The 19,903-nt window shown below is 37.5% G+C and carries 18 protein-coding genes; 15 read left to right on the top strand and 3 right to left on the bottom strand.

Translation table 11 applies throughout. From position 1 onward, the window contains the following. Positions 1–299 precede the first annotated feature (299 nt). The 3 genes from BM179_RS07405 to BM179_RS07395 all read left to right on the top strand — a co-directional run bounded on the left by BM179_RS07405 (position 300) and on the right by BM179_RS07395 (position 2,607). On the top strand, positions 300–1,166 hold the full coding sequence (locus BM179_RS07405) for a HEPN domain-containing protein (RefSeq protein ID WP_092014547.1): 867 nt from the start codon (positions 300–302) through the stop codon (positions 1,164–1,166). A gap of 29 nt (positions 1,167–1,195) precedes the next feature. Beyond that, complete coding sequence (locus BM179_RS07400; protein WP_092014545.1) at positions 1,196–2,080, top strand: HEPN domain-containing protein; 885 nt, start codon at positions 1,196–1,198, stop codon at positions 2,078–2,080. 68 nt (positions 2,081–2,148) lie between these two features. Next, complete coding sequence (locus BM179_RS07395) at positions 2,149–2,607, top strand: DinB family protein (RefSeq protein ID WP_092014543.1); 459 nt, start codon at positions 2,149–2,151, stop codon at positions 2,605–2,607. Positions 2,608–2,756: 149 nt separating this feature from the next. Here the strand turns inward: BM179_RS07395 and BM179_RS07390 are convergent, their stop codons facing one another. Both BM179_RS07390 and nuoL read right to left on the bottom strand, forming a co-directional pair. Continuing rightward, positions 2,757–4,418: a complex I subunit 4 family protein gene (locus BM179_RS07390; RefSeq protein WP_092014540.1), complete on the bottom strand. Its 1,662-nt coding sequence runs from the start codon at positions 4,416–4,418 to the stop codon at positions 2,757–2,759. Positions 4,419–4,535: 117 nt separating this feature from the next. Continuing rightward, entirely contained in the window at positions 4,536–6,452 is a 1,917-nt protein-coding gene (nuoL, locus tag BM179_RS07385) for an NADH-quinone oxidoreductase subunit L (protein ID WP_092014537.1), read from the bottom strand. 221 nt (positions 6,453–6,673) lie between these two features. Between nuoL and BM179_RS07380 the strand changes: the two genes are divergently transcribed. From BM179_RS07380 to BM179_RS07335, 11 genes are all read left to right on the top strand, one after another. After that, positions 6,674–7,237 carry an acyl-CoA thioesterase gene (locus BM179_RS07380; RefSeq protein WP_092014533.1) on the top strand — a complete coding sequence of 188 codons (564 nt, stop codon included), beginning with the start codon at positions 6,674–6,676 and terminating at the stop codon, positions 7,235–7,237. Positions 7,238–7,335: 98 nt separating this feature from the next. Beyond that, a complete protein-coding gene (locus BM179_RS07375) occupies positions 7,336–7,881 on the top strand; it encodes a DUF2911 domain-containing protein (RefSeq protein WP_092014530.1) in 546 nt (181 codons plus the stop codon). Between the two features lie 185 nt (positions 7,882–8,066). Beyond that, a complete protein-coding gene (locus BM179_RS07370) occupies positions 8,067–8,300 on the top strand; it encodes a hypothetical protein (protein ID WP_092014527.1) in 234 nt (77 codons plus the stop codon). Positions 8,301–8,459: 159 nt separating this feature from the next. After that, positions 8,460–10,352, top strand: a complete 1,893-nt coding sequence (locus BM179_RS07365; RefSeq protein WP_092014523.1) for a hypothetical protein — start codon at positions 8,460–8,462, stop codon at positions 10,350–10,352. 141 nt (positions 10,353–10,493) lie between these two features. Then, complete coding sequence (locus BM179_RS07360) at positions 10,494–11,561, top strand: NAD-dependent epimerase/dehydratase family protein (protein WP_092014520.1); 1,068 nt, start codon at positions 10,494–10,496, stop codon at positions 11,559–11,561. 371 nt (positions 11,562–11,932) lie between these two features. After that, positions 11,933–13,798, top strand: a complete 1,866-nt coding sequence (locus BM179_RS07355; protein WP_092014517.1) for a carbamoyltransferase family protein — start codon at positions 11,933–11,935, stop codon at positions 13,796–13,798. Further along, positions 13,758–15,029, top strand: a complete 1,272-nt coding sequence (locus BM179_RS07350) for a hypothetical protein (RefSeq protein WP_143095170.1) — start codon at positions 13,758–13,760, stop codon at positions 15,027–15,029. Before BM179_RS07355 ends, BM179_RS07350 begins: the two co-directional genes overlap by 41 nt. Before the next feature lie 54 nt (positions 15,030–15,083). After that, complete coding sequence (locus BM179_RS25220; protein WP_177219320.1) at positions 15,084–15,233, top strand: DUF5989 family protein; 150 nt, start codon at positions 15,084–15,086, stop codon at positions 15,231–15,233. Positions 15,234–15,309: 76 nt separating this feature from the next. Continuing rightward, positions 15,310–15,669: an SxtJ family membrane protein gene (locus BM179_RS07345; protein ID WP_092014511.1), complete on the top strand. Its 360-nt coding sequence runs from the start codon at positions 15,310–15,312 to the stop codon at positions 15,667–15,669. A 59-nt stretch (positions 15,670–15,728) separates the two neighbouring features. Further along, complete coding sequence (locus BM179_RS07340; protein WP_092014508.1) at positions 15,729–16,673, top strand: glycosyltransferase; 945 nt, start codon at positions 15,729–15,731, stop codon at positions 16,671–16,673. Between the two features lie 66 nt (positions 16,674–16,739). After that, on the top strand, positions 16,740–17,477 hold the full coding sequence (locus tag BM179_RS07335) for a glycosyltransferase family 2 protein (protein ID WP_092014505.1): 738 nt from the start codon (positions 16,740–16,742) through the stop codon (positions 17,475–17,477). Between the two features lie 39 nt (positions 17,478–17,516). Here the strand turns inward: BM179_RS07335 and BM179_RS07330 are convergent, their stop codons facing one another. Then, the gene (locus BM179_RS07330) at positions 17,517–17,960 is read right to left on the bottom strand and encodes a hypothetical protein (RefSeq protein WP_092014502.1); all 444 of its coding nucleotides are present in this window, start codon (positions 17,958–17,960) and stop codon (positions 17,517–17,519) included. Positions 17,961–18,149: 189 nt separating this feature from the next. Between BM179_RS07330 and BM179_RS07325 the strand changes: the two genes are divergently transcribed. Beyond that, complete coding sequence (locus BM179_RS07325; RefSeq protein WP_092014499.1) at positions 18,150–19,859, top strand: capsule assembly Wzi family protein; 1,710 nt, start codon at positions 18,150–18,152, stop codon at positions 19,857–19,859. Positions 19,860–19,903: the final 44 nt, after the last annotated feature.

The following is a 19,903-nucleotide window of genomic DNA, read 5'->3' as shown; positions in this document are numbered from 1 at the left end:
AAGGTAAATGACCTGTATTATTTCCTCACAATTACTTAATTTATTTTTTGATAAAAGGAATTAACAAAAACAGGTGACCCTAATACAGGCAGCTCAGTCAAACACTTTGCAAACGAAAACTCACAATTGTTTGAAACTCATTTTTCCAAATATTTCAGCATTCACTATATTTGTTATTATGATAGAATCTAAAGGTATGTTCTTCTTCGAAAATAATCATCAAAGAAGCAATGTAGTCTCATTGAACCATGAATCCTTGAAATATGTCACTTAATATTCTCACCTAAATAATATCTTAAATGAAAACTTCTTTTGCCCATCTTCCAACCGACAAACAGCAGGAACTTTCAGCTGTGCTGGACGCAATTTTGCAGGTTGCCAAACCTGTTATGGTGATTCTTTTCGGCAGCTATTCACGGGGCGATTGGGTTGATGATCGCTATGTTGAGAATGGAATTACATACGAATACAAAAGTGATTTCGATATTCTTATTGTACTTAAAGAAGAAAAACGCATTCCGCCAAGTCTGACAAAAGGAATTAAACATAAGATTGGTAGACGGGCAGATGGGTTTACTCCCCTCGGGTTGATCTTTCATGGCATTGATTTCCTGAACATGGAATTGGAGGAAGGCAACTACTTTTTCGCCGATATTGTAAAGGAAGGCACCATGCTTTACGACGACGGACAATTTCAGTTAAGCAAAGCGAAACTGCTGTCACCGAAAGAGCGGGCGAAAAAAGCACAAATGTATTTTGATAAATGGTTTGATAGCGCTAATAAGTTTCTTCGAGCCTTTAACTTGTGTTTGAATGACGACTTGCCAAATCAGGCAATCTTCCTTCTTCACCAAGCCACTGAAAGCTATTACATGGCTATTCTGCTGGTCTTTAATGATTATAAACCCAAATTACATGAAATTGATCTGTTAGGAAAAAGTGCAGAAATGGCAGATGTAAGATTTAAAGTTGTGTTTCCACGCAAAACATTGGAAGAATCCAGGTTGTTTTCCCTCCTAAAACGGGCATATATAGATTCGAGATATAAAATGGGATATTCGGTAACAAAAGAAGATCTGGAATACTTGTCGGAAAGAGTAATCAAATTAAAGGAACTTACCCAATTAATTTGTCAGGAAAGAATTGCCCAGCTAACATCAGAATGATTGATACTCTCACCTAAATAATACCATAAATGAAAACTTCTTTTGCCCATCTTCCAACCGACAAACAGCAGGAACTTTCAGCTGTGCTGGACGCAATTTTGCAGGTTGCCAAACCTGTTATGGTGATTCTTTTCGGCAGCTATTCACGGGGCGACTGGGTTGAAGATCGCTATGTTGAAAATGGAATTACATACGAATACAAAAGCGACTTTGACATTCTTATTGTACTTAAAGAAGAAAAACGCATTCCGCCAAGTCTGACAAAAGGAATTAAACATAAAATTGGTAGACGGGCAGATGGGTTTACTCCCCTCGGGTTGATCTTTCATGGCATTGATTTCCTGAACAAGGAATTGGAGGAAGGCAACTACTTTTTCGCTGATATTGTAAAGGAAGGCACCATGCTTTACGACGACGGACAATTTCAGTTAAGCAAAGCGAAACTGTTGTCACCGAAAGAACGGGCGAAAAAAGCACAAATGTATTTCAATAACTGGGCTAATATCGCAAATGAGTTTTTTAAAGTATTTGATCTTTGTGTAAACAATAACCTTCTCAATCGGGCAATATTTCAGCTCCACCAAGCCACCGAAAGCTATTACATGACCATCCTGCTGGTTTTCAATGATTACAAACCCAAGCTCCACGAGATTGATCTGTTAGGAAAAAGTGCAGAAATGGCCGATGTAAGATTCAAAATCGTGTTTCCCCGGAAGACACCTGAAGAACTAAGATTGTTCATACTGCTGAAACGGGCATATATAGATTCGAGATATAAAATGGGGTATTCGGTAACAAAAGAAGATCTGGAATATTTGTCGGGAAGAGTAGCCATATTAAAGGAACTTACTGAATCTGTTTGCAGAGAGAAGATTGACCAATTAAGTCAAGGCGATCAAACACTACCCGCATAATGCGGTCGATAGTTTTGTGCTAAAATGTTGAAAACATTACTAACATTCACTATTTAATATAAAAATTGATGACAGACTCCTTATTAAAAACTTGGGAAACAAGCAGGAAATTATATGCCGAATATTTCGATAAATATTCATTGGAACAACTCAACAAAATACCGGCTGGATTTAATAACAATTTAGTATGGAATATCGGCCATATAGTTGTTGCACAACAATCGCTTATATACCGACTTTCTAATTTAGAAATGAATATCTCCGAAGATTTATTCAATCTCTATAAATCCGGTTCAAAACCAACACAATTTGTGGGTCAGGTTGAAGCTGATGAATTAAAATCATTATTAATCTCCCTCATCGAAAAAACAAAAGAGGATTATAAGGCAGGCAAATTCGTTACATTTAATGAACGCCTGACCGGAACCGGCTTTCTGCTAAGTACATTAAACGATGCCCTAGATTTCAATAACTATCATGAAGGAATGCATTTGGGTGTTATGATGAGTATAAGAAAATTTGTATAACGTTAAAGCGTCTGAGGCTCATATCGGAAAATCCGACCTTTTTTTAAGGTATGACGAAAAGTAAAAACAAAAATCCTGAGAATATTTTGAATTGAGCATTCTCAGGATTTTTGTTTTATATAAATGAAAATCAAATAATTACGACTCATTTATTTAATCCACAATTTCATAAATTCTGAAATGGTTGGAGAGGTAATATCAAAAAGAAGGTGGGGCAAAATCCCGAAAACAAAGGCCAGAATTGCCAGAGGAGTCAGCATGATTTTCTCTCTGAAATTCAAATCTGTCAATAATTCTTCGTGCTCACGCACCCAAAATTTCCCGAAGAACATTTTTTGTAAAGCCCAGAGAAAATACCCTGCTCCCAGTACAATTCCAAAAGCTCCTAACACCGCAAAGATCTTTGGCAGGAACGAACTGTTAAATGCTCCCATTAAAGAGAAGAATTCACCTATAAAACCAGAAAATGCCGGCAAACCTAAAGAAGCAAAAAAGGCAATTGCCACAAAAGCCGTAAAAACGGGCATTTTTACAGCCAATCCCCGATAACTGTCAATACGACGGTCATGCACCCGATCATATAAAACACCCACCAAAAGGAATAACATAGATGACAATATTCCGTGAGAAAACATCTGATAAAGTGCCGCATTGATTCCCTCAGAGGTCAGAGAAGCGATTCCCAGCATAACAAAACCCATGTGTGAAACAGAAGAATAAGCAATCATCTTCTTCAAATCATTCATTGCCAGGGCATTATATGCTCCGTAAATAATTGAAAGAACCCCGAATGCTGCAATCCATACCGCAAAATTTTCTGCTCCGTCAGGGAAAATAGAATAGGCTATTCTGATAAAGCCATAACCTCCTATTTTCAGCAAAATTCCTGCTAATACTACTGAAACCGGAGTTGGTGCTTCTACGTGAGCATCCGGTAACCAGGTATGTACAGGTACAGCGGGAAGTTTGATAGCAAAACCTATCATCAGAAAGATAAATGCAAGATAACGTGCCGGTACCGAAAAGAGTGTTGATCCTGAAACATAGCTTAATAAAGATTGTGGCAGGAAATTTCCGGAATCTGTCATCAGTCTCATATCAAATGTATGTACCATATGTTCCGGAGCAATCTTTAATTCTTTGATAAGCTCCTGAATCTGTCCGAAAATTTCAGGTGTCATCTGGCTTTTTACATCAATGAAACCTGCATGAATTGCTGTTTCATAAGGATCTATGACAGAAAAATAAAGTCCTATCATTACAATCAGAATGAAAATCGATCCGAATAATGTATAGATAAAAAACTTTAATGAAGCATATTCTCTGCGTGGGCCGCCCCAAAGTCCGATAAGGAAATACATCGGCAGCAGCATAAACTCAAAAAAGAGGTAAAACAGGAAGAAATCCAGCGCCAGAAAACATCCCATTACCGATCCGCTCAAAAGCAGATAAAGGGAAAAATAAGCTTTTTCTTTCTGCTTGATTTCAAAAGAAGAGATTGATCCGATAAACATCACCAATCCGGTAAGTAAAGCCATAGGCATACTCACTCCATCCAAACCTATCAGATAATCAATAGAAACTGTACCCAGGCTTCCCAATGAAAGCGTTATCCAATCCTGTTGCTCCAGAAATTGTATATCACTTGACTGTCTGTCAAAATTCGTAAACACCCAGATACAGCCGGCTAATTGTAAGCCGGTCACAATTAATGCGATCCAGCGAAACTGACTTTTATAACTATCAGGCAATACTGCTACAAGTATCGAGGCCAGAACAGGCAAAAATATGAGGAATGAAAGTATCGGCATATTTTATATAAGCGCCAATGGCTAAAGCTCAATGACACAAAGTTTGGTTAAGTTCCAATTATCTTGTCACAAATCAACACAGGAAACCACGCTGAATCTCATGGTAATTTGTCTATTCTATACTTCAATTTGAGAAATCACAAAAAATATTAGGCTCATCAGCCCTACTAATGCCCACACTACATACATCTGAAGCTTACCTCCCTGAAAAGAACGGGTTATACTTCCGATTCTTCCGGCAATGAACGCAGAAAGGTTAGCCAGTCCATCTACAAAAAAGCGGTCGAACCAGGCAATCATATGAGCTGCCACAACATGTCCCTTGACAAAAACATCGATGACTTTGTCAAACACTTCCTTGTCAAATTTTTGCAGTAAAACAGAAAGACCTAAAGTAGGAATTACCAGAACCCGGTTATAAATCGGATCAAATGTCGGAATCTGATAAGAAAACACTCTTTTTCCGGAAAGATATCCTGCTGCAATTCCAATGGTCGCTAAGGTTACCGAACCAATAGCAATCCAATGATTTTCTTCATGTTTCATCAATCCCGTTTCCGGGCTGATAAAATGCCAGAACCATGAATCCCCTGCACTCAAAGGATTTACAGAAAAGACAAATCCAATTGAAAGTACTGACAAAATCCCTAAAGGCAGTTTTACTTTAAGAGAAGATTCATGAATATTTTCTGAAGCAATATGGTCATTTCTCAATGTTCCGCCAAAAATCATCCAAATCTGTCTGGTCATGTAAAATGCTGTTAAACCAACTCCCAGAAATGCCAGTCCAAGAAAGATAAAATAAATCCGGCTCTCTCCTGCTTTTTCCAAAAGATGCATCAGAATCGCATCTTTAGAAAGAAATCCTGAAAATAACGGCAATCCTGCCAATGCCATCGAACAAATCAGATAGCATACAAATGTAAAAGGAAGGTGTTTTCTCAGTCCTCCCATCAATCTCATATCCTGGGCATCAAAACCATGACCGGCATGATGTAAGGCATGAATAATTGATCCGGCCGACAAGAATAAACCTGCTTTAAAAAAAGCATGTGTTAATAAATGAAATACGGAAGCCTCAGTCCCCAATCCCAATAACATCAGTCCTAACTGAGAAATGGTAGAATATGCCAGAACTTTTTTAATATCGGTCTGAAAAATGGCATAAATAGCGCCCAGCAACATCGTTATGGTTCCTATTACAGCAATGGTGAGATTAACATCAGCGGTAAAAATCGGTTGTACTCTGGCTAAAAGAAAAATCCCGGCTGCCACCATCGTAGCAGCGTGAATCAAAGCGGAAACCGGAGTAGGCCCTTCCATCGCATCCGGCAACCATGTATGCAGGGGAAATTGTGCAGATTTTCCGATACAACCACAAAAAAGCAATAAGCCTGTCAGGGTAAGCATCGGAGCTGAAACGCCATTATCTGCATCTTTAAGTATCGTGAAATCAGTAGTTCCAAACTGATAAAAAAACAGAAAAATTCCCAAAAGGAAACCGATATCTCCTACTCTGTTTACCAGAAAAGCTTTTTTTGAAGCCTCCACTGCTTCGGGTTTCCGGTACCAGAAACCGATCAGTAAATACGAACTCAAGCCCACCAGTTCCCAGAAACAATACATTACAAACAGATTGTTGGTAAGTACAATACCGAGCATGGAAAACACAAAAAGGCTTAGAAAACCGAAATAACGATATTTCGCAGGCTCCTCTGCCATATATTCCATTGAAAAAAGCTGTACAAGCAATGCAATGAAATTAACGAGCAGCAACATCATTTGTGTCAGAGGATTGATAAGAAATCCAAATTGCACAGCCTGTTGCTGAATGCTGAACCAATTAAATATCAGAGAAGTACTGCCGGAAGGAGATTCTTTCCAAAGCCAGAAGGAAAAAAGTAAATTCAGTAAGCTGAGAAATGTCGTAAGGTTTGCGACTAACTGGTTATAATTCCTACCCAAAACAACAGACAGAATAAATCCTGAGAGCGGAGTAAGTAAAATCAGCCAAATAAGTGTCGCAAGGTTCATAAAATCTGGAATCAAAAAATCAGAAATAAAAGGATAAAAAAGCGCTTAAACTAAGGCAAATATCTCTTTTTGATTCTTCTTAAGTTCTATTTCTTGGAAAATTTCAATTTTTGTGCAAATATACGGGGCAAATTTCAATTAAGCTCAAAAGATTTTCATCAAAATCTATCAGGTTAATATACTTTTGTTCTAACAAAAAATGATAACCATTATTAAAGCTCATGAATCAGGATCAATTACAGGCTAAAACAGTTAGTCATTCCCGAACTACCATTACAGAACTGATGATTCCATCTTATGCCAACTTCGGCGGAAAAATACATGGAGGAATCTTGTTGTCATTAATGGATAAAGTTGCCTATGCCTGTGCTGCAAAACATGCCGGAACCTATTGTGTAACGGTTTCTGTGGATAATGTTGAATTCAGACAGCCGGTTGAAGTAGGAGAATTAGTCTCTCTGCATGCTTCTGTTAACTACGTAGGAAAGACTTCTCTGGTTATCGGAATTAAGGTAGTAGCGGAAAATATTAAAGACGGCATCGTGAAGCATACCAACACCTCTTATTTCACAATGGTAGCCAAAGATGATGACAACCGCCCGACAGAAGTGCCACTGTTAATACTTGAAAATGATGAAGATATAAGACGGTTTCTGGAATCCATTGACAGAAAAGAGCTTAAAAACTCTTATAAAGAATTACTGACCCACGCAAAAAATCGCATGGAAATTGAAGAAAGTATTCATCTGCTTGATAAAGAACGTTGCATTCTTAAAAGGTCTTAGTTTGCTTACCGGATAAAAGCTATAAAGACTTCATACTTTGTAGCCTGAGTTTTCTTGTGTAGTTTTACAGAGAGATCATTTCAACAATCTAACTCATTATGAAAATCCTTCGCTTTGTTTTTATTGCTCTTGCACTATTAGCATCCGCTTTTATTTATTTCAGGTTCTATTATACCAAATCATTTAGTCCGTCTTCTACTGCAAGTTTCAGTAAAAACGGTCTTGATGTAGCTGTAGATTACTGTCAGCCTTCCAAAAAAGGAAGATTAATATTCGGCACTGAACAACAAAAAGCACTTGTTCCTTACGGAAAATGGTGGAGAACCGGGGCAAATGAGGCAACTGTTATTAAATTTAATAAAAATGTAATAATAGGTGACAAACCCCTAAAAGCCGGAACTTATACCTTGTTTACCATTCCTACGGCAAACGACTGGACTATCATAATTAACAATGAAGTAGGTCAGTGGGGTTTATCATACGATCCTGCAAAAGACGTTTTAAAAACACAGGTACCTTCTTTTCTCAAAAATGACGTCCAGGAAATGTTTCTGATAGATTTTACAGAAAGACCTGACGGGGCAAATCTGATTATGCATTGGGATTCAACAGAAGTAGTCGTACCGATAACTGTTCAGCCCTGAGCATAAAAATCAAAAAGTTATGGAGAAAATGAGTGGAACTTTACCATAAACTTTTTTTAATTGAAAATCAGCTACTATTTTTGTAGCCTAAATATCAGCGCTATCGTGATGTTTGTACATCACCCGGTTAAATCCGATAGCACTTCGTTAAAGAAGTTATTTAAATATCAGATACAATAAACATCATGAATCGCAAAAATATCTTAGCAGTAGTGGCAGTAGCCTTGTTAGCAACCGCTTGCGACTATCAGAAAAACAACACTATCAAACAAAAAGACTTCCGTTCAAACGACCCTTATGTTTACGGTGTTCATCCTGACAGTGCTGCCCGTCAGACTAAACTTAAATACACTGCGAAACCTGAATTGGAACAACGCACAATCAAAATCCGTGAAAAATTAGTTTCGCAAAGCAACTAATCCTCTGTTCCGGATATAGCAAAGATCTTATAATATTCATTCTTTTGAAATTCAGACTTTTAAAAGATAAATGCTGATAAGTTATTCAGGAAATTCTTTCCCGAAATCATACTTTCAGTCTGAAAGCGTTACAAATAAAGATTGTAGCGCTTTTTTTATATGACTTCTCTTAAATCTACAGCATATACAACGCATTTATTCTCAGCAAAGCGCATTATAATTATTGCGTCAGTTCTACTTTTTCTCCCGAAAAACCTGTTTGAAGTCACTGGCGGAGGGTTAGATCCCTCCTGGCAGCTAAGTCTGAGCATGGCTGTTCATCAGGGCCTTACTTTCGGTAAAGACTGGATATTCACTTTTGGTCCGCTCGGTTTTCTCAGTACCCGGCTGGCATTATATACCGGAATAATCCCGCTTATTCTTCTGGATCTTTTTTCTGCAGGTGTTCTCATCTATATTCTCGATTATACCTTTGACCGCCTTAAAGACCCTTTAAAATTCCTCTTTGTTCCTTATTTTCTGGTGATGTTATCTCATCATCGTGAAACGAATTTCATTCTTTTCACCCTCTTTTTATTTCTGATTTTTCATCATCTCAGAGAAAAACGCCTTCTGTCATTGGTTTTAGCAGGAATTATTTCTCTGCTCACTTTTTATATCAAATTCAACCTGGGGCTTGTCTCAGTCGTAATTTTCTATTTTTATCTGCTTTTCAATGCTATTACAGATAGCAAAAACCTCATTTCTTCAAGTATTTTCCTTTTGACGCATGTCATTACAATTATCATCACCGCTTATTTTCTGCATGTAGATTTGCCGGGATATCTTTTGGGTGGATTAAGCATAATTGACGGATATAATGATGCCATGTTTTCAACAGACTACATGAAGGAGCAACCCAGATACGCTTATTACAATCTCATCCTGGCAGCTATACTCCTTTCATTCCTCATTTATTCAGTGCTAAGTACATTTAACCAGCTTAAAAAGAATGTGTCTGACGCCTTTATTATTTTAGTAATGCTGCTGGCATTATATCTGGGCTTTAAGCAGGGTTTTACAAGATTTGATTTTTTCGGAATGCCTTACTTCTTTTTTTACGGAGCCTTTTTTATCGGATCAGCCTATCTGTTTGTTGAAAGTATTCCGATCAGAAAAAAACTGGGGTTATTGTTAGGAATCAGCCTGTTTCTCTCATTTTTTGTCAGCACTGGTTTAGGATTTTCGTTTAATAAAATAACTCTCCCTTATCAGAACCTCATTTTCGAAAGTAGCTTTAGCCGAACCAAAGATTTCGAAAAACTACAAAATCAATATAAACTTCCGGAATCGGTTCTGAAGGAAATCAGCAGACAAACGGTTGACATTGTTCCTTATGATGTTGCCTATATTTTTTATAACAACCTGAACTATTGCCCACGTCCGGTTATACAATCTTATCAGGCCTATAATGATTATCTGACCAGTCTGAATTACCAGAAATATACTTCAAAAACTGCTCCTGAGTATGTTTTATACAATATCGGGCTCTCTACAGACAAGAACCGATATAATTTATGGTCGGATTCCAAAACGCATCTTGCTTTATTGCAGGAATATGACATCCGGTTTACCTCAGTTTGTAATGATACCTTACAGATTCTGAAAAAGAGTCTCCGTCCCCGAAAACTCATTCTTGCAGAAACGGATTCATCGGAAGTGAAAATGAACGAGTTTATCCATTTTTCTCAAAAAGGTAAACTGATATTGATGAAGGCAAAAATTGAGTACTCTTTTTGGGGAAAGTTAAGACGTATTTTCTTTCAACCACCTGTATTGGAAGCAGAATTAATTTTTGAAGACGGGAGTCACCGGAAAATAAAAGCCATCCTTCCGGAATTAGAATCCGGAGTAATTCTCAAAGGAGTGCGTACAAATGCAGATGCAGGCACTTTTTTCAGAACGAAAGGCCAGGGGAACAAGTCCGTCTCAGAAATAAAATTCATCGGAAATCGTTTAGGTTTCGACCAAAACATAAAACTGACGCTACAAGAAATTACGTTTCAGCAATGAAAAATTAGTACAGGTCAACTCTTAGTTCTAACTTTACAACGCAAAAGCGTTTTTGAAGATCAAAAACCCATAAATCTTCTAACTTATCGATAACTTCCTGTATTTGGGGAGAAATTCATTAAACATTTATACATTTTAACAATGAACATAGCTTTAGTAACTGGGTCGGCGGGCTTAATTGGCTCGGAAGCCGTTTCATTTTTTGCCGATAAATTTGATCTGGTAATAGGTGTTGATAATAACCTTCGTCAATATTTCTTCGGAGAAGAAGCCTCCACAGCCTGGAACCGCAATCGTTTGGAAGAAAAATTCCAGAATTATAAGCATTATACCGCAGATATTCGTGAAGTGCCTCAGTTGGAAGTAATCTTCAAAGAATATGGTTCTGACATCAAACTAATTCTTCATACAGCAGCGCAGCCGTCTCATGACTGGGCAGCAAAAGAACCTTTTACTGATTTTACAGTAAATGCCAACGGAACATTGAATATGCTGGAAATGACACGTCTGCATTGTCCGGAAGCCGTATTCATTTTCACTTCTACCAATAAGGTGTATGGTGATAATCCAAATTATCTGCCATTGATTGAAACAGAAACCCGTTGGGAAATTGATGCAAATCATCCTTATTTTGAACACGGTATAGATGAAAATCATAGCATTGACCATACAAAACATTCATTATTCGGTGCCTCAAAAGTAGCAGCAGATATCCTTGTTCAGGAATATGGCCGTTATTTCGGTATGAAAACAGGTGTATTCCGCGGAGGATGTCTTACAGGACCGAATCACTCGGGAACACAATTGCATGGCTTCCTGGCTTACCTGATGAAATGTGCAATTACAGGAAATCACTATACTATTTTCGGTTATAAAGGAAAACAGGTTCGTGACAATATCCACTCTTATGATCTGGTAAATATGTTCTGGCATTTCTATCAAAACCCAAGAGCCGGTGAAGTTTACAATGCCGGAGGAGGACGTTTCTCTAACTGTTCAATGCTGGAAGGAATACAAATATGTGAGGAAATCACCGGAAATAAAATGAATTACAGCTATTCTGAAACCAACAGAATCGGTGATCATATCTGGTATATTTCAGATCTGAACAAATTCAAAAGCCACTATCCTACCTGGAACTGGACATTTGGTCTGACTGAAACATTACAGCAAATTCATGATGGGATTGCTGAGCGTTTAAGTCATTAGTATTTCCGGCATCTTTAACCGACCGGAAGTATTATTTGTCTGTTCTATTGCTTTTAACTCCCTTCTAAAGCAGAAAAACCCAAAGGATTTTTCTGCTTTCGTTTAGTTAAGTAAAGACTTCTGAATTCTTACATTTCTTGGTAACATCTGCCTGAAGTTCAATGATTGCTAATGTCAAATCTGAAGGAAAATTGTTATTTTTTTGAAATTCAGTCCATTTAATAAATAGGATCGGTTAAAATGGTCACCATTTACTAAATAATTATTATGTTTGAATTTGGGTATTTTGCTATATCAGGCCTAAATCGTAAATTTAACATTTATATTTCCAAGGCTACACACCCCTAGACCCGAAATTAAAAACCCTGTAAATGAATATTTTAGGAATTTCCGCATTCTATCACGACTCAGCTGCTGCGATCACTCAAAATGGTGAAATTATTGCTGCTGCCCAGGAAGAAAGATTTACACGTATCAAACACGATCCTGCTTTCCCCACCAAAGCAGTTGAATATTGTTTAAAAGAATCCGGATTAAGTCTGGACAAATTAGACGCTATTGTCTTTTATGACAAGCCTTTATTGAAATTTGAGCGTTTACTGGAAACTTATTATGCCTTTTCGCCAAGAGGTCTGCGTTCGTTTCTGACAGCCATTCCGGTTTGGCTGAAGGAGAAAATGTTTCTGAAACGTATGCTTTATCAGGAACTTTTCAAAATTGATTCTTTTGATAAGAAGAAGGTTAAACTTCTGTTTCCTGAACATCACCTTTCTCATGCAGCGAGTGCTTTTTATCCTTCTCCCTTCGAAGATGCTGCGATCTTAACAATTGACGGGGTTGGTGAATGGGCAACTGCTTCTATATGTCATGGAAAAGGAAAGGATCTTTCAATCCTGAAAGAATTAAAATTTCCGCATTCCCTCGGGCTCTTATATTCTGCAGTAACTTATTATGCCGGATTTAAAGTAAACTCCGGAGAATATAAACTAATGGGGCTTGCTCCGTATGGTGATCCCAATTCGGAAGCGACTCACAGATATGCAGATCTGATCAGAACTAAACTAATTGATATTCAGTCTGACGGCTCTATATGGCTCAATCAGGAATATTTTGATTATGCTACCGGTCTGAGAATGGTTAAAGACAAGGAATGGGAAAAAATCTTTGGTTTTCCACGCCGTGAATCGGAATCTCAGTTAGAGCCATATCATTGTGATTTTGCACTGGCAATTCAGATTGTAACTGAAGAGATCGTAATCAAAATGGCACAGGAGGCCAAACGATTAACAGGTTCTAAAAATATCTGCATGGCCGGCGGTGTTGCGCTGAACTGCGTAGCAAATGGTAAATTACAAAAAGCCAATATTTTTGAGAATGTATACATACAACCTGCCGCAGGTGATGCCGGTGGTGCGTTAGGTGCTGCATTAGCTGCAAATTATATCTATTTCAGCCAGGAGCGTAAGGTTACACCGAATGCATTGGATGAAATGAAAGGATCATATCTCGGCCCTGAGTTTTCTGATGTAGATACGAGATTAATGTCAAGAAAGTATAATGCTGCTTACGAATATTTTGATAATTTCGATCAGCTTGCTGAAAAGACTGCCACAATTCTTGCGGAAGGCAATGTGGTAGGCTGGTTTCAGGGAAGAATGGAATTCGGACCACGTGCTTTGGGAGGAAGAAGTATTCTGGGAGATGCCCGTAACTCTGAAATGCAGAAGAAACTTAATCTTAAAATTAAATACCGTGAAGGTTTCCGCCCTTTTGCTCCCTCAGTACTGGCTGAAGATGCGGCAGATTATTTTGAACTTGAAGGCAATTCTCCATACATGTTGTTAGTACATGGTGTAACGGAGAAAAGAAGAAAAGCTCTTCCGGAAAACTATCGTTCTTTGCCATTGATGGAGAAACTGTATTATTTACGTTCAGACCTGCCATCAATTACCCATATCGACTTTTCAGCACGTATTCAGACTGTGCATAAAGAAACCAATCCCCGTTACTGGACTTTGATTAATGAGTTTAAGAAACAGACAGGATATGGTGTTGTGGTAAATACCAGTTTCAATGTTCGCGGAGAGCCTATTGTTTGTACTCCTGAAGACGCCTATAAGTGTTTAATGAGAACAGAAATGGACTATCTGGTAGTTGGTAATTTTATTTTTGACAAGAAAACTCAGCCGGAATGGCTTGAAAAAGATACCTGGAAAGACGAATTCAAGCTGGACTAATACTAAAGCTATGCAATTAAAAGACATAAAAATCCATAGATTTTTCTTTATTCTACTTGTAGGATCTGTACTTATATCTGTTGGCTTAATTCTTCTGGATGTTTTCAGAGGAGATGCCAATGGCATAGTAGGCGGCTATGATGTAGTCTCTGCATGCTTTAAATTTCAGGTTTTTGCTTTGTTGGTTTATGCTTTTGTTTTAGGTTTCAAATCTAAACTGAAGTTCATTCAAAACCTGTCGGTTTCAGTTTTTATGGTTTTCATTACCATTCTTCTATTGGAACTGATTGCTGGTTTTGTATTAAAAAGAATGGCGGCAAATTCACCAAAAATTGAAGGCCCCACCCATTCTATGGTTATGGATGATGTTCTTGGCTATAAACCTACTCCTAATGAGTCTCATACGGGAGTCAGGACAAAAGACGGACAAATTATCTATAAAATTACGTATCAGACAGATGCAAACAGTCTGAGAATTACTCCTGTAGACAGTAGTAAAATCAGAAACAGGTATGCCCAGTTTTTCGGCTGTTCAATGACTTTTGGTGAAGGTGTTCAGAGTAATGAAACCCTGCCTTATTATTTTGCGAAATTTGACAGCACTTATAAACCCTACAATTTTGCTTACAGCGGTTATGGTCCACATCAAATGCTTGCAAGATTGCAGTCTAATTCCGTTCCAGGAATCGTTAAGGAAAAAGGTGGCATTGGTTTTTATATCTATATCGGAGATCATGTTAATCGTGTAATAGGTACACTCACCAATTATAGCTATAACGGAGGAAATGCGCCATATTACCATAAAGTCGGGAATGAACTGAAACATGACGGAACATTTCTTTCAGGAAGAAGACTGAGAAGTACGATTTTCAATATCATGCTTAAGAGTAATATTCTTAAACTATTCAAAATCGGATACCCATTCAGAATCGGAGAACAGGATTATGCCCTTACAGCTGATGTAATGGCCGAATCTGCCAGAGAGTATAAAAAACAATTCGGGAATGATAATTTTTATGTTATCATTTACCCGACTACAAATGACAGCAGCCTGATTATCAGACTTCTGAAAGAAAGAGGTGTTAAAGTAATTGATTATTCGAAGTTATTTAACCCGCTTGATTCAAAATATGCTATTCCGTATGATGAACATCCTACAGCCCTGGCAAATCAGATTCTGATTAAGCAGTTATTAAAAGATATTGTAAAGCCGGGTTTTATGTCAAAGTAAAATGGCAAAATATTGATTTCCAAAAACATTTCACAAACTTAAATTTTATCCAAAATGGATTTTTTATCTGACCTTTTAAATTTTTTGAAAGAACGTAAAAAGTGGTGGCTAATGCCTGTAATTTTTGTTCTTCTGTTAATCGGGGTTCTAATTGTAATTGGCGGAGGTTCTGCTATTGCTCCATTTATCTATACATTATTCTAATTTTTGACATTTATTTTGCGATAAAATGAACAGATTCAGGTCTGTTCATTTTATCAGACATTTTTATTATTGAAATATGAAAAGAGAAAAGAACCTGGAAACCATGCTGGTAATTACAGTGGGACTTCTGGTATTACACCTGGTTTTTAAAACTAAAGGCTTGCTGATAGCTTCTGTGGTAGTAGGATTGGTTGGCGTTTTTTCCGATTTCCTGAGTGATAAAATCACATGGGTCTGGACGAAATTTGCTACTTTTCTTGGTAATATCAATGCCCATATTCTTTTGTCAGTTATATTTTTCATTTTCCTTACGCCTATCGCATTTATTTTTAAATTAACGAAAAAAGATAATTTAAAACTTAAAAATCAGAAAGGAACTGTTTACGAAGAAAGGAATCACCTTTATAAAGCTGAAGATCTGGAGAATGTGTGGTAGAAAGATGGGTATAGTTTTTTCCTGTGCTGCGGTTAAAGCTTCTCCAAATTGCTAAATAAATGACAGAAAACATCAAAATACTAATACCTCTTTATAATGACTGGGATGCGCTGGAGCTGTTATTAACAAAAATAAAGCATAGTGTCACTTCTGAATTATTTGCCCATCTAAATTTCGTAATTGTTGACGACTGTTCATCTATCGAATGTGACGTTAATCGTTTTGGTTCTTATAAGCTGGAAATCATCAGATTACACCGAAATGTGAGCCATCAGAAAGCTATAGCACTAGGTCTTTCCTATATTACCAAAGAAACAGAATTCTCAAAAGTAGTTGTAATGGATTCGGACGGAGAAGATAAACCCGAGGATATTCAAAGATTATATGAGGCTTCTTTACAAACCCCTGACAAGATTATTTTTGCCAAAAGATCCAAAAGAAGTGAAAGTATCGCCTTCCGTTTCTTTTATGTCATTTATAAATCAATCTTTGTGCTGCTGACTGGCAAAGTAATTGAATTTGGTAATTTCAGCATTATTCCAAATCGCCTGGCAGGAAAATTAACTTATGTCTCCGAAATATGGAATCATTTCCCCGGAGGAATCATTCGTTCCAAATTGCCCTATACATCCATTCCAATAGAAAGAGGTACCCGACTTGCCGGAAACTCTAAAATGAATTTCATTTCATTGGTTCTTCATGGATTAAGTGCTATTTCTGTACATCTTGATACTACCGCCGCCAGAATGCTTATCGGATCGTTGATTCTGATGGTTGCTTCAATTGGAGTGGCAATCGTAGTAACAGTAATCAGACTTACAACTAACTGGGCTTCTCCGGGTTGGGCCACTACTTTGGTTACCGGAGCTACAATCATTATCTTGCAGGCCTTTTTAAGCTCTCTCTTTCTTTTATTTACAGTTTTAAATTACCGGACTCAAAAACATTTTATTCCGGCTATCGATTATAAAGACTTTATAGAAAAAGTGGACAGAACTTTTTAATAAAACATTCATTTTCAGTCGAAACCTTATTCTTCGGCTCAAATTCCAAACAAAAGAAATCATTCAATGAAATTAAGCGTTGTCATTCCTGCTTATAACGAAGAAGAGTCTATCCCCGAAACACTGAGAGCGCTTTATCAGACTTTAGTAAAGCATGAAATTGACCACGAAATTTGTGTAACAAACGATAATTCCAAAGACAAAACCGAGCAGGTGTTACAGGAATTACAGAAAGAAATCCCCACGCTTGTATATTTTACGAACAAAGGCCCTAACGGCTTTGGCTTTGCCGTAAGATATGGCCTTGAACGCTTCTCAGGTGATTGTGTGGCAGTAATGATGGCCGATCTTTCAGATGATCCGGAAGATTTGGTAAAATATTACAGAACTATGCAGGAACAGAATGTTGATGCTGTTTTCGGGAGCCGTTTCAGCAAAGGTGGAAAAGTAGTGGATTACCCGAAACTGAAGTTATATATCAACAGAGTGGCTAATCTCATCATCAGATTCATGACAGGGATTAAATACAATGATACCACAAACGCTTTTAAACTTTATAAAAGGGAAACGATAGAAGGAGTAAAACCATTTTTGTCTTCTCACTTCAACCTTACGGTAGAATTACCATTAAAAGCTTATGTCCGGGGATATTCCTTCGCGGTAGTTCCAAATAGCTGGACCAACAGAAAGTATGGGGAGTCGAAACTAAAAATAAAAGAGATGGGCAGCCGTTATTTCTTTATCCTGCTGTATTGCATGATCGAGAAATCGTTTTCCCGGGGAGATTATCGGAAGAAAGCCTGATTAAAATAGGGTTGGTGTAGTCTCATCAACCCTATTTTATTACATAAAAAAGGCCCTTAAATCGGCTATTTCATAAATCAGGGTTGTTAAAACAATTCCCCAGAAGGTAGCAAAGATTAACATCCAGAATAAGATTTTGGGGATTGGAACTCCAAAAGAAACAGCCAGTAAAGTTCCGCCGATAGGCGTAAAAAACAGAGGAGTAAGACAGGCTATACCGATTAAACCAAATCTATCCCAGATTTTAACAGCCCTTCTGCTTCGCTTATTAAATAACTTTGGCTTAACTTTTCTGTACTTATTTATAATTTCACGTACTTTTTTTCCAAGAAAGGCAACAATAGTTACGGTAACCATCATTCCTGCAATTGTACTTATGATTGTTTCAATCAAACTGATTCCCAGACTTACACCTGTCAGTGGCCCACCGATAAACTTTAAAGCGGTTGCCACCATTACTGCAAAATATTTTCCAAATGGCATGATAAGTGTTTAGGCTTTTCAGAACAGGATACAATCCTGCTCTGAACTTTTAAAATTTTGAATGTGATATCTGCTATTAAAGAGGTTGTTATTCCGTTCACGAGGTATTAAAACCTCAAATAAAAGAAAAATGCTAACTTGCAAAGTTATCTCTTCTCTGAGGATAACTTATGACCCCATTACAAAAATATGTTTAAAAAATTACTCTTATCCCTATCTGCCATCTCTTTTATTGGATTTACTTCGGTAGCACAGAGTGTTTTTGCCCCGTTAAATCAGGATTATTATCACTTGATTGACCGCTATGAAATTAAACGGGGAAAATTTGCAGAAGGTTTCCATACTACTGTAAAACCTTATACCCGGAAAGGGATTGTTCAGCTGGCTGACAGCGTATTGGCCGACAAAAGTTGCAGGCTCTCTTCTCAGGACTTCTTTAACCTTGAATATTTAAGAAATGATAGCTGGGAGTGGACTTCTGATCAATCAGGAGACAGTGATACCAATTTGTGGGATATTTTTTACCGTAAAAAAGCTGATGCATATTCAAGCAATACAAATGATTTTGATATCCATGTAAATCCCGTACTTAATCTGGAAATCGGAGCTGCTGACGGCGGTCTTCAGAAAACAGTATCACTCAATTCCAGAGGTGTTGAGATCAGGGGGATGATTAATAAAAAAATCGGGTTTTATACTTTTATGACCGATAATGTCGGGTTAATTCCTGATTATGTTAAAAATTATGTGGATTTCTATAATCAGAATTCCGTAAGATTAGAGAGGTTGCCAGGCATGCCGGGCGAAGGATACACCAAGGAGTTCAAAACTGATCCTTATGGTGTAGATTTCTTTTCTGCCCGTGCTTATATTACTTTTCAGGCCACCAAAAATATTGGTATTCAATTCGGACATGACCGTAATTTTATCGGAAATGGCTTCCGCTCAATGATTCTTTCAGACAATGCACCACCATATCTTTTCCTGAAAATAACTACGCAGGTGGGACGTTTCCAATATCAGAATCTCTTTGCGGAACTTATAAATCCATCATTGGCAGCAGTTGCGGAAGCCCTTCCTAAAAAATACATTGCCATGCACCACCTGAGTATGAACCTTTCCAGGAGATTCAACTTAGGAATATTTGAAGCAGTAGTTTTTGACAAGGGAGAAAAAGGGTTTGACCTGAATTACCTTAATCCGGTTATTTTCTATCGCTATCTTGAGGGTTTTCAGGGAAGTTCTGATAATGCTTTTGTAGGATTTGATTTTAAATATAATTTCAAAAAACACTTCTCTTTATACGGTCAATGGATGATTGATGAATTTGTAGCGAAGGAGTTTCTGGCAGGAAAAGGCTCATGGCTGAATAAATACAGTGTTCAGGCCGGGCTAAAATATATCGACGCATTCGGTATTAATAATCTTGACTTACAGAGTGAATTTAATACTGCCAGACCGTTCACATACAGTCATAATGATCCATCTACTTACTCACATTACAGTCAGGCGCTTGCCCATCCGCTTGGTGCAAACTTTCTTGAATGGAGTCATATTCTCAGATTTCAACCGAGTTCAAAATTACAGCTTACTGCAAAATATATCTGGGCAAAATTTGGAGAAGATCGCAATAGCTCAGAAAACTGGGGAGGTAATATTCTGAAAAATTACACTTTCAGACCTGCGGGAGACTATAACTATTTTGTCGGAGCAGGAAGAAGTACTGTTACTACTACGATAGATTTAAGAGCTTCATATCAGGTAAGACACAATGTTTTTGTTGACCTTCATTACCTGAATCGGGATTATAACAGCGGTGATGATAAACTGGACAGTAAAAATACAATTACATCAATTGGTTTACGATGGAACGTCGCTTACCGGCAGATGAATTTTTAAATCATAAAAAAAGGAGAATAGCCAAAACTATTCTCCTTTTTCGT

Origin of the sequence: Pseudarcicella hirudinis (genome assembly GCF_900115665.1) — a bacterium.
In the GTDB taxonomy this organism is placed as follows: Bacteria; Bacteroidota; Bacteroidia; order Cytophagales; family Spirosomataceae; genus Pseudarcicella; species Pseudarcicella hirudinis.
The sequence above is the reverse complement of the archived record's forward strand: the minus strand, read 5'-3'. Positions and strand labels throughout refer to the sequence as shown.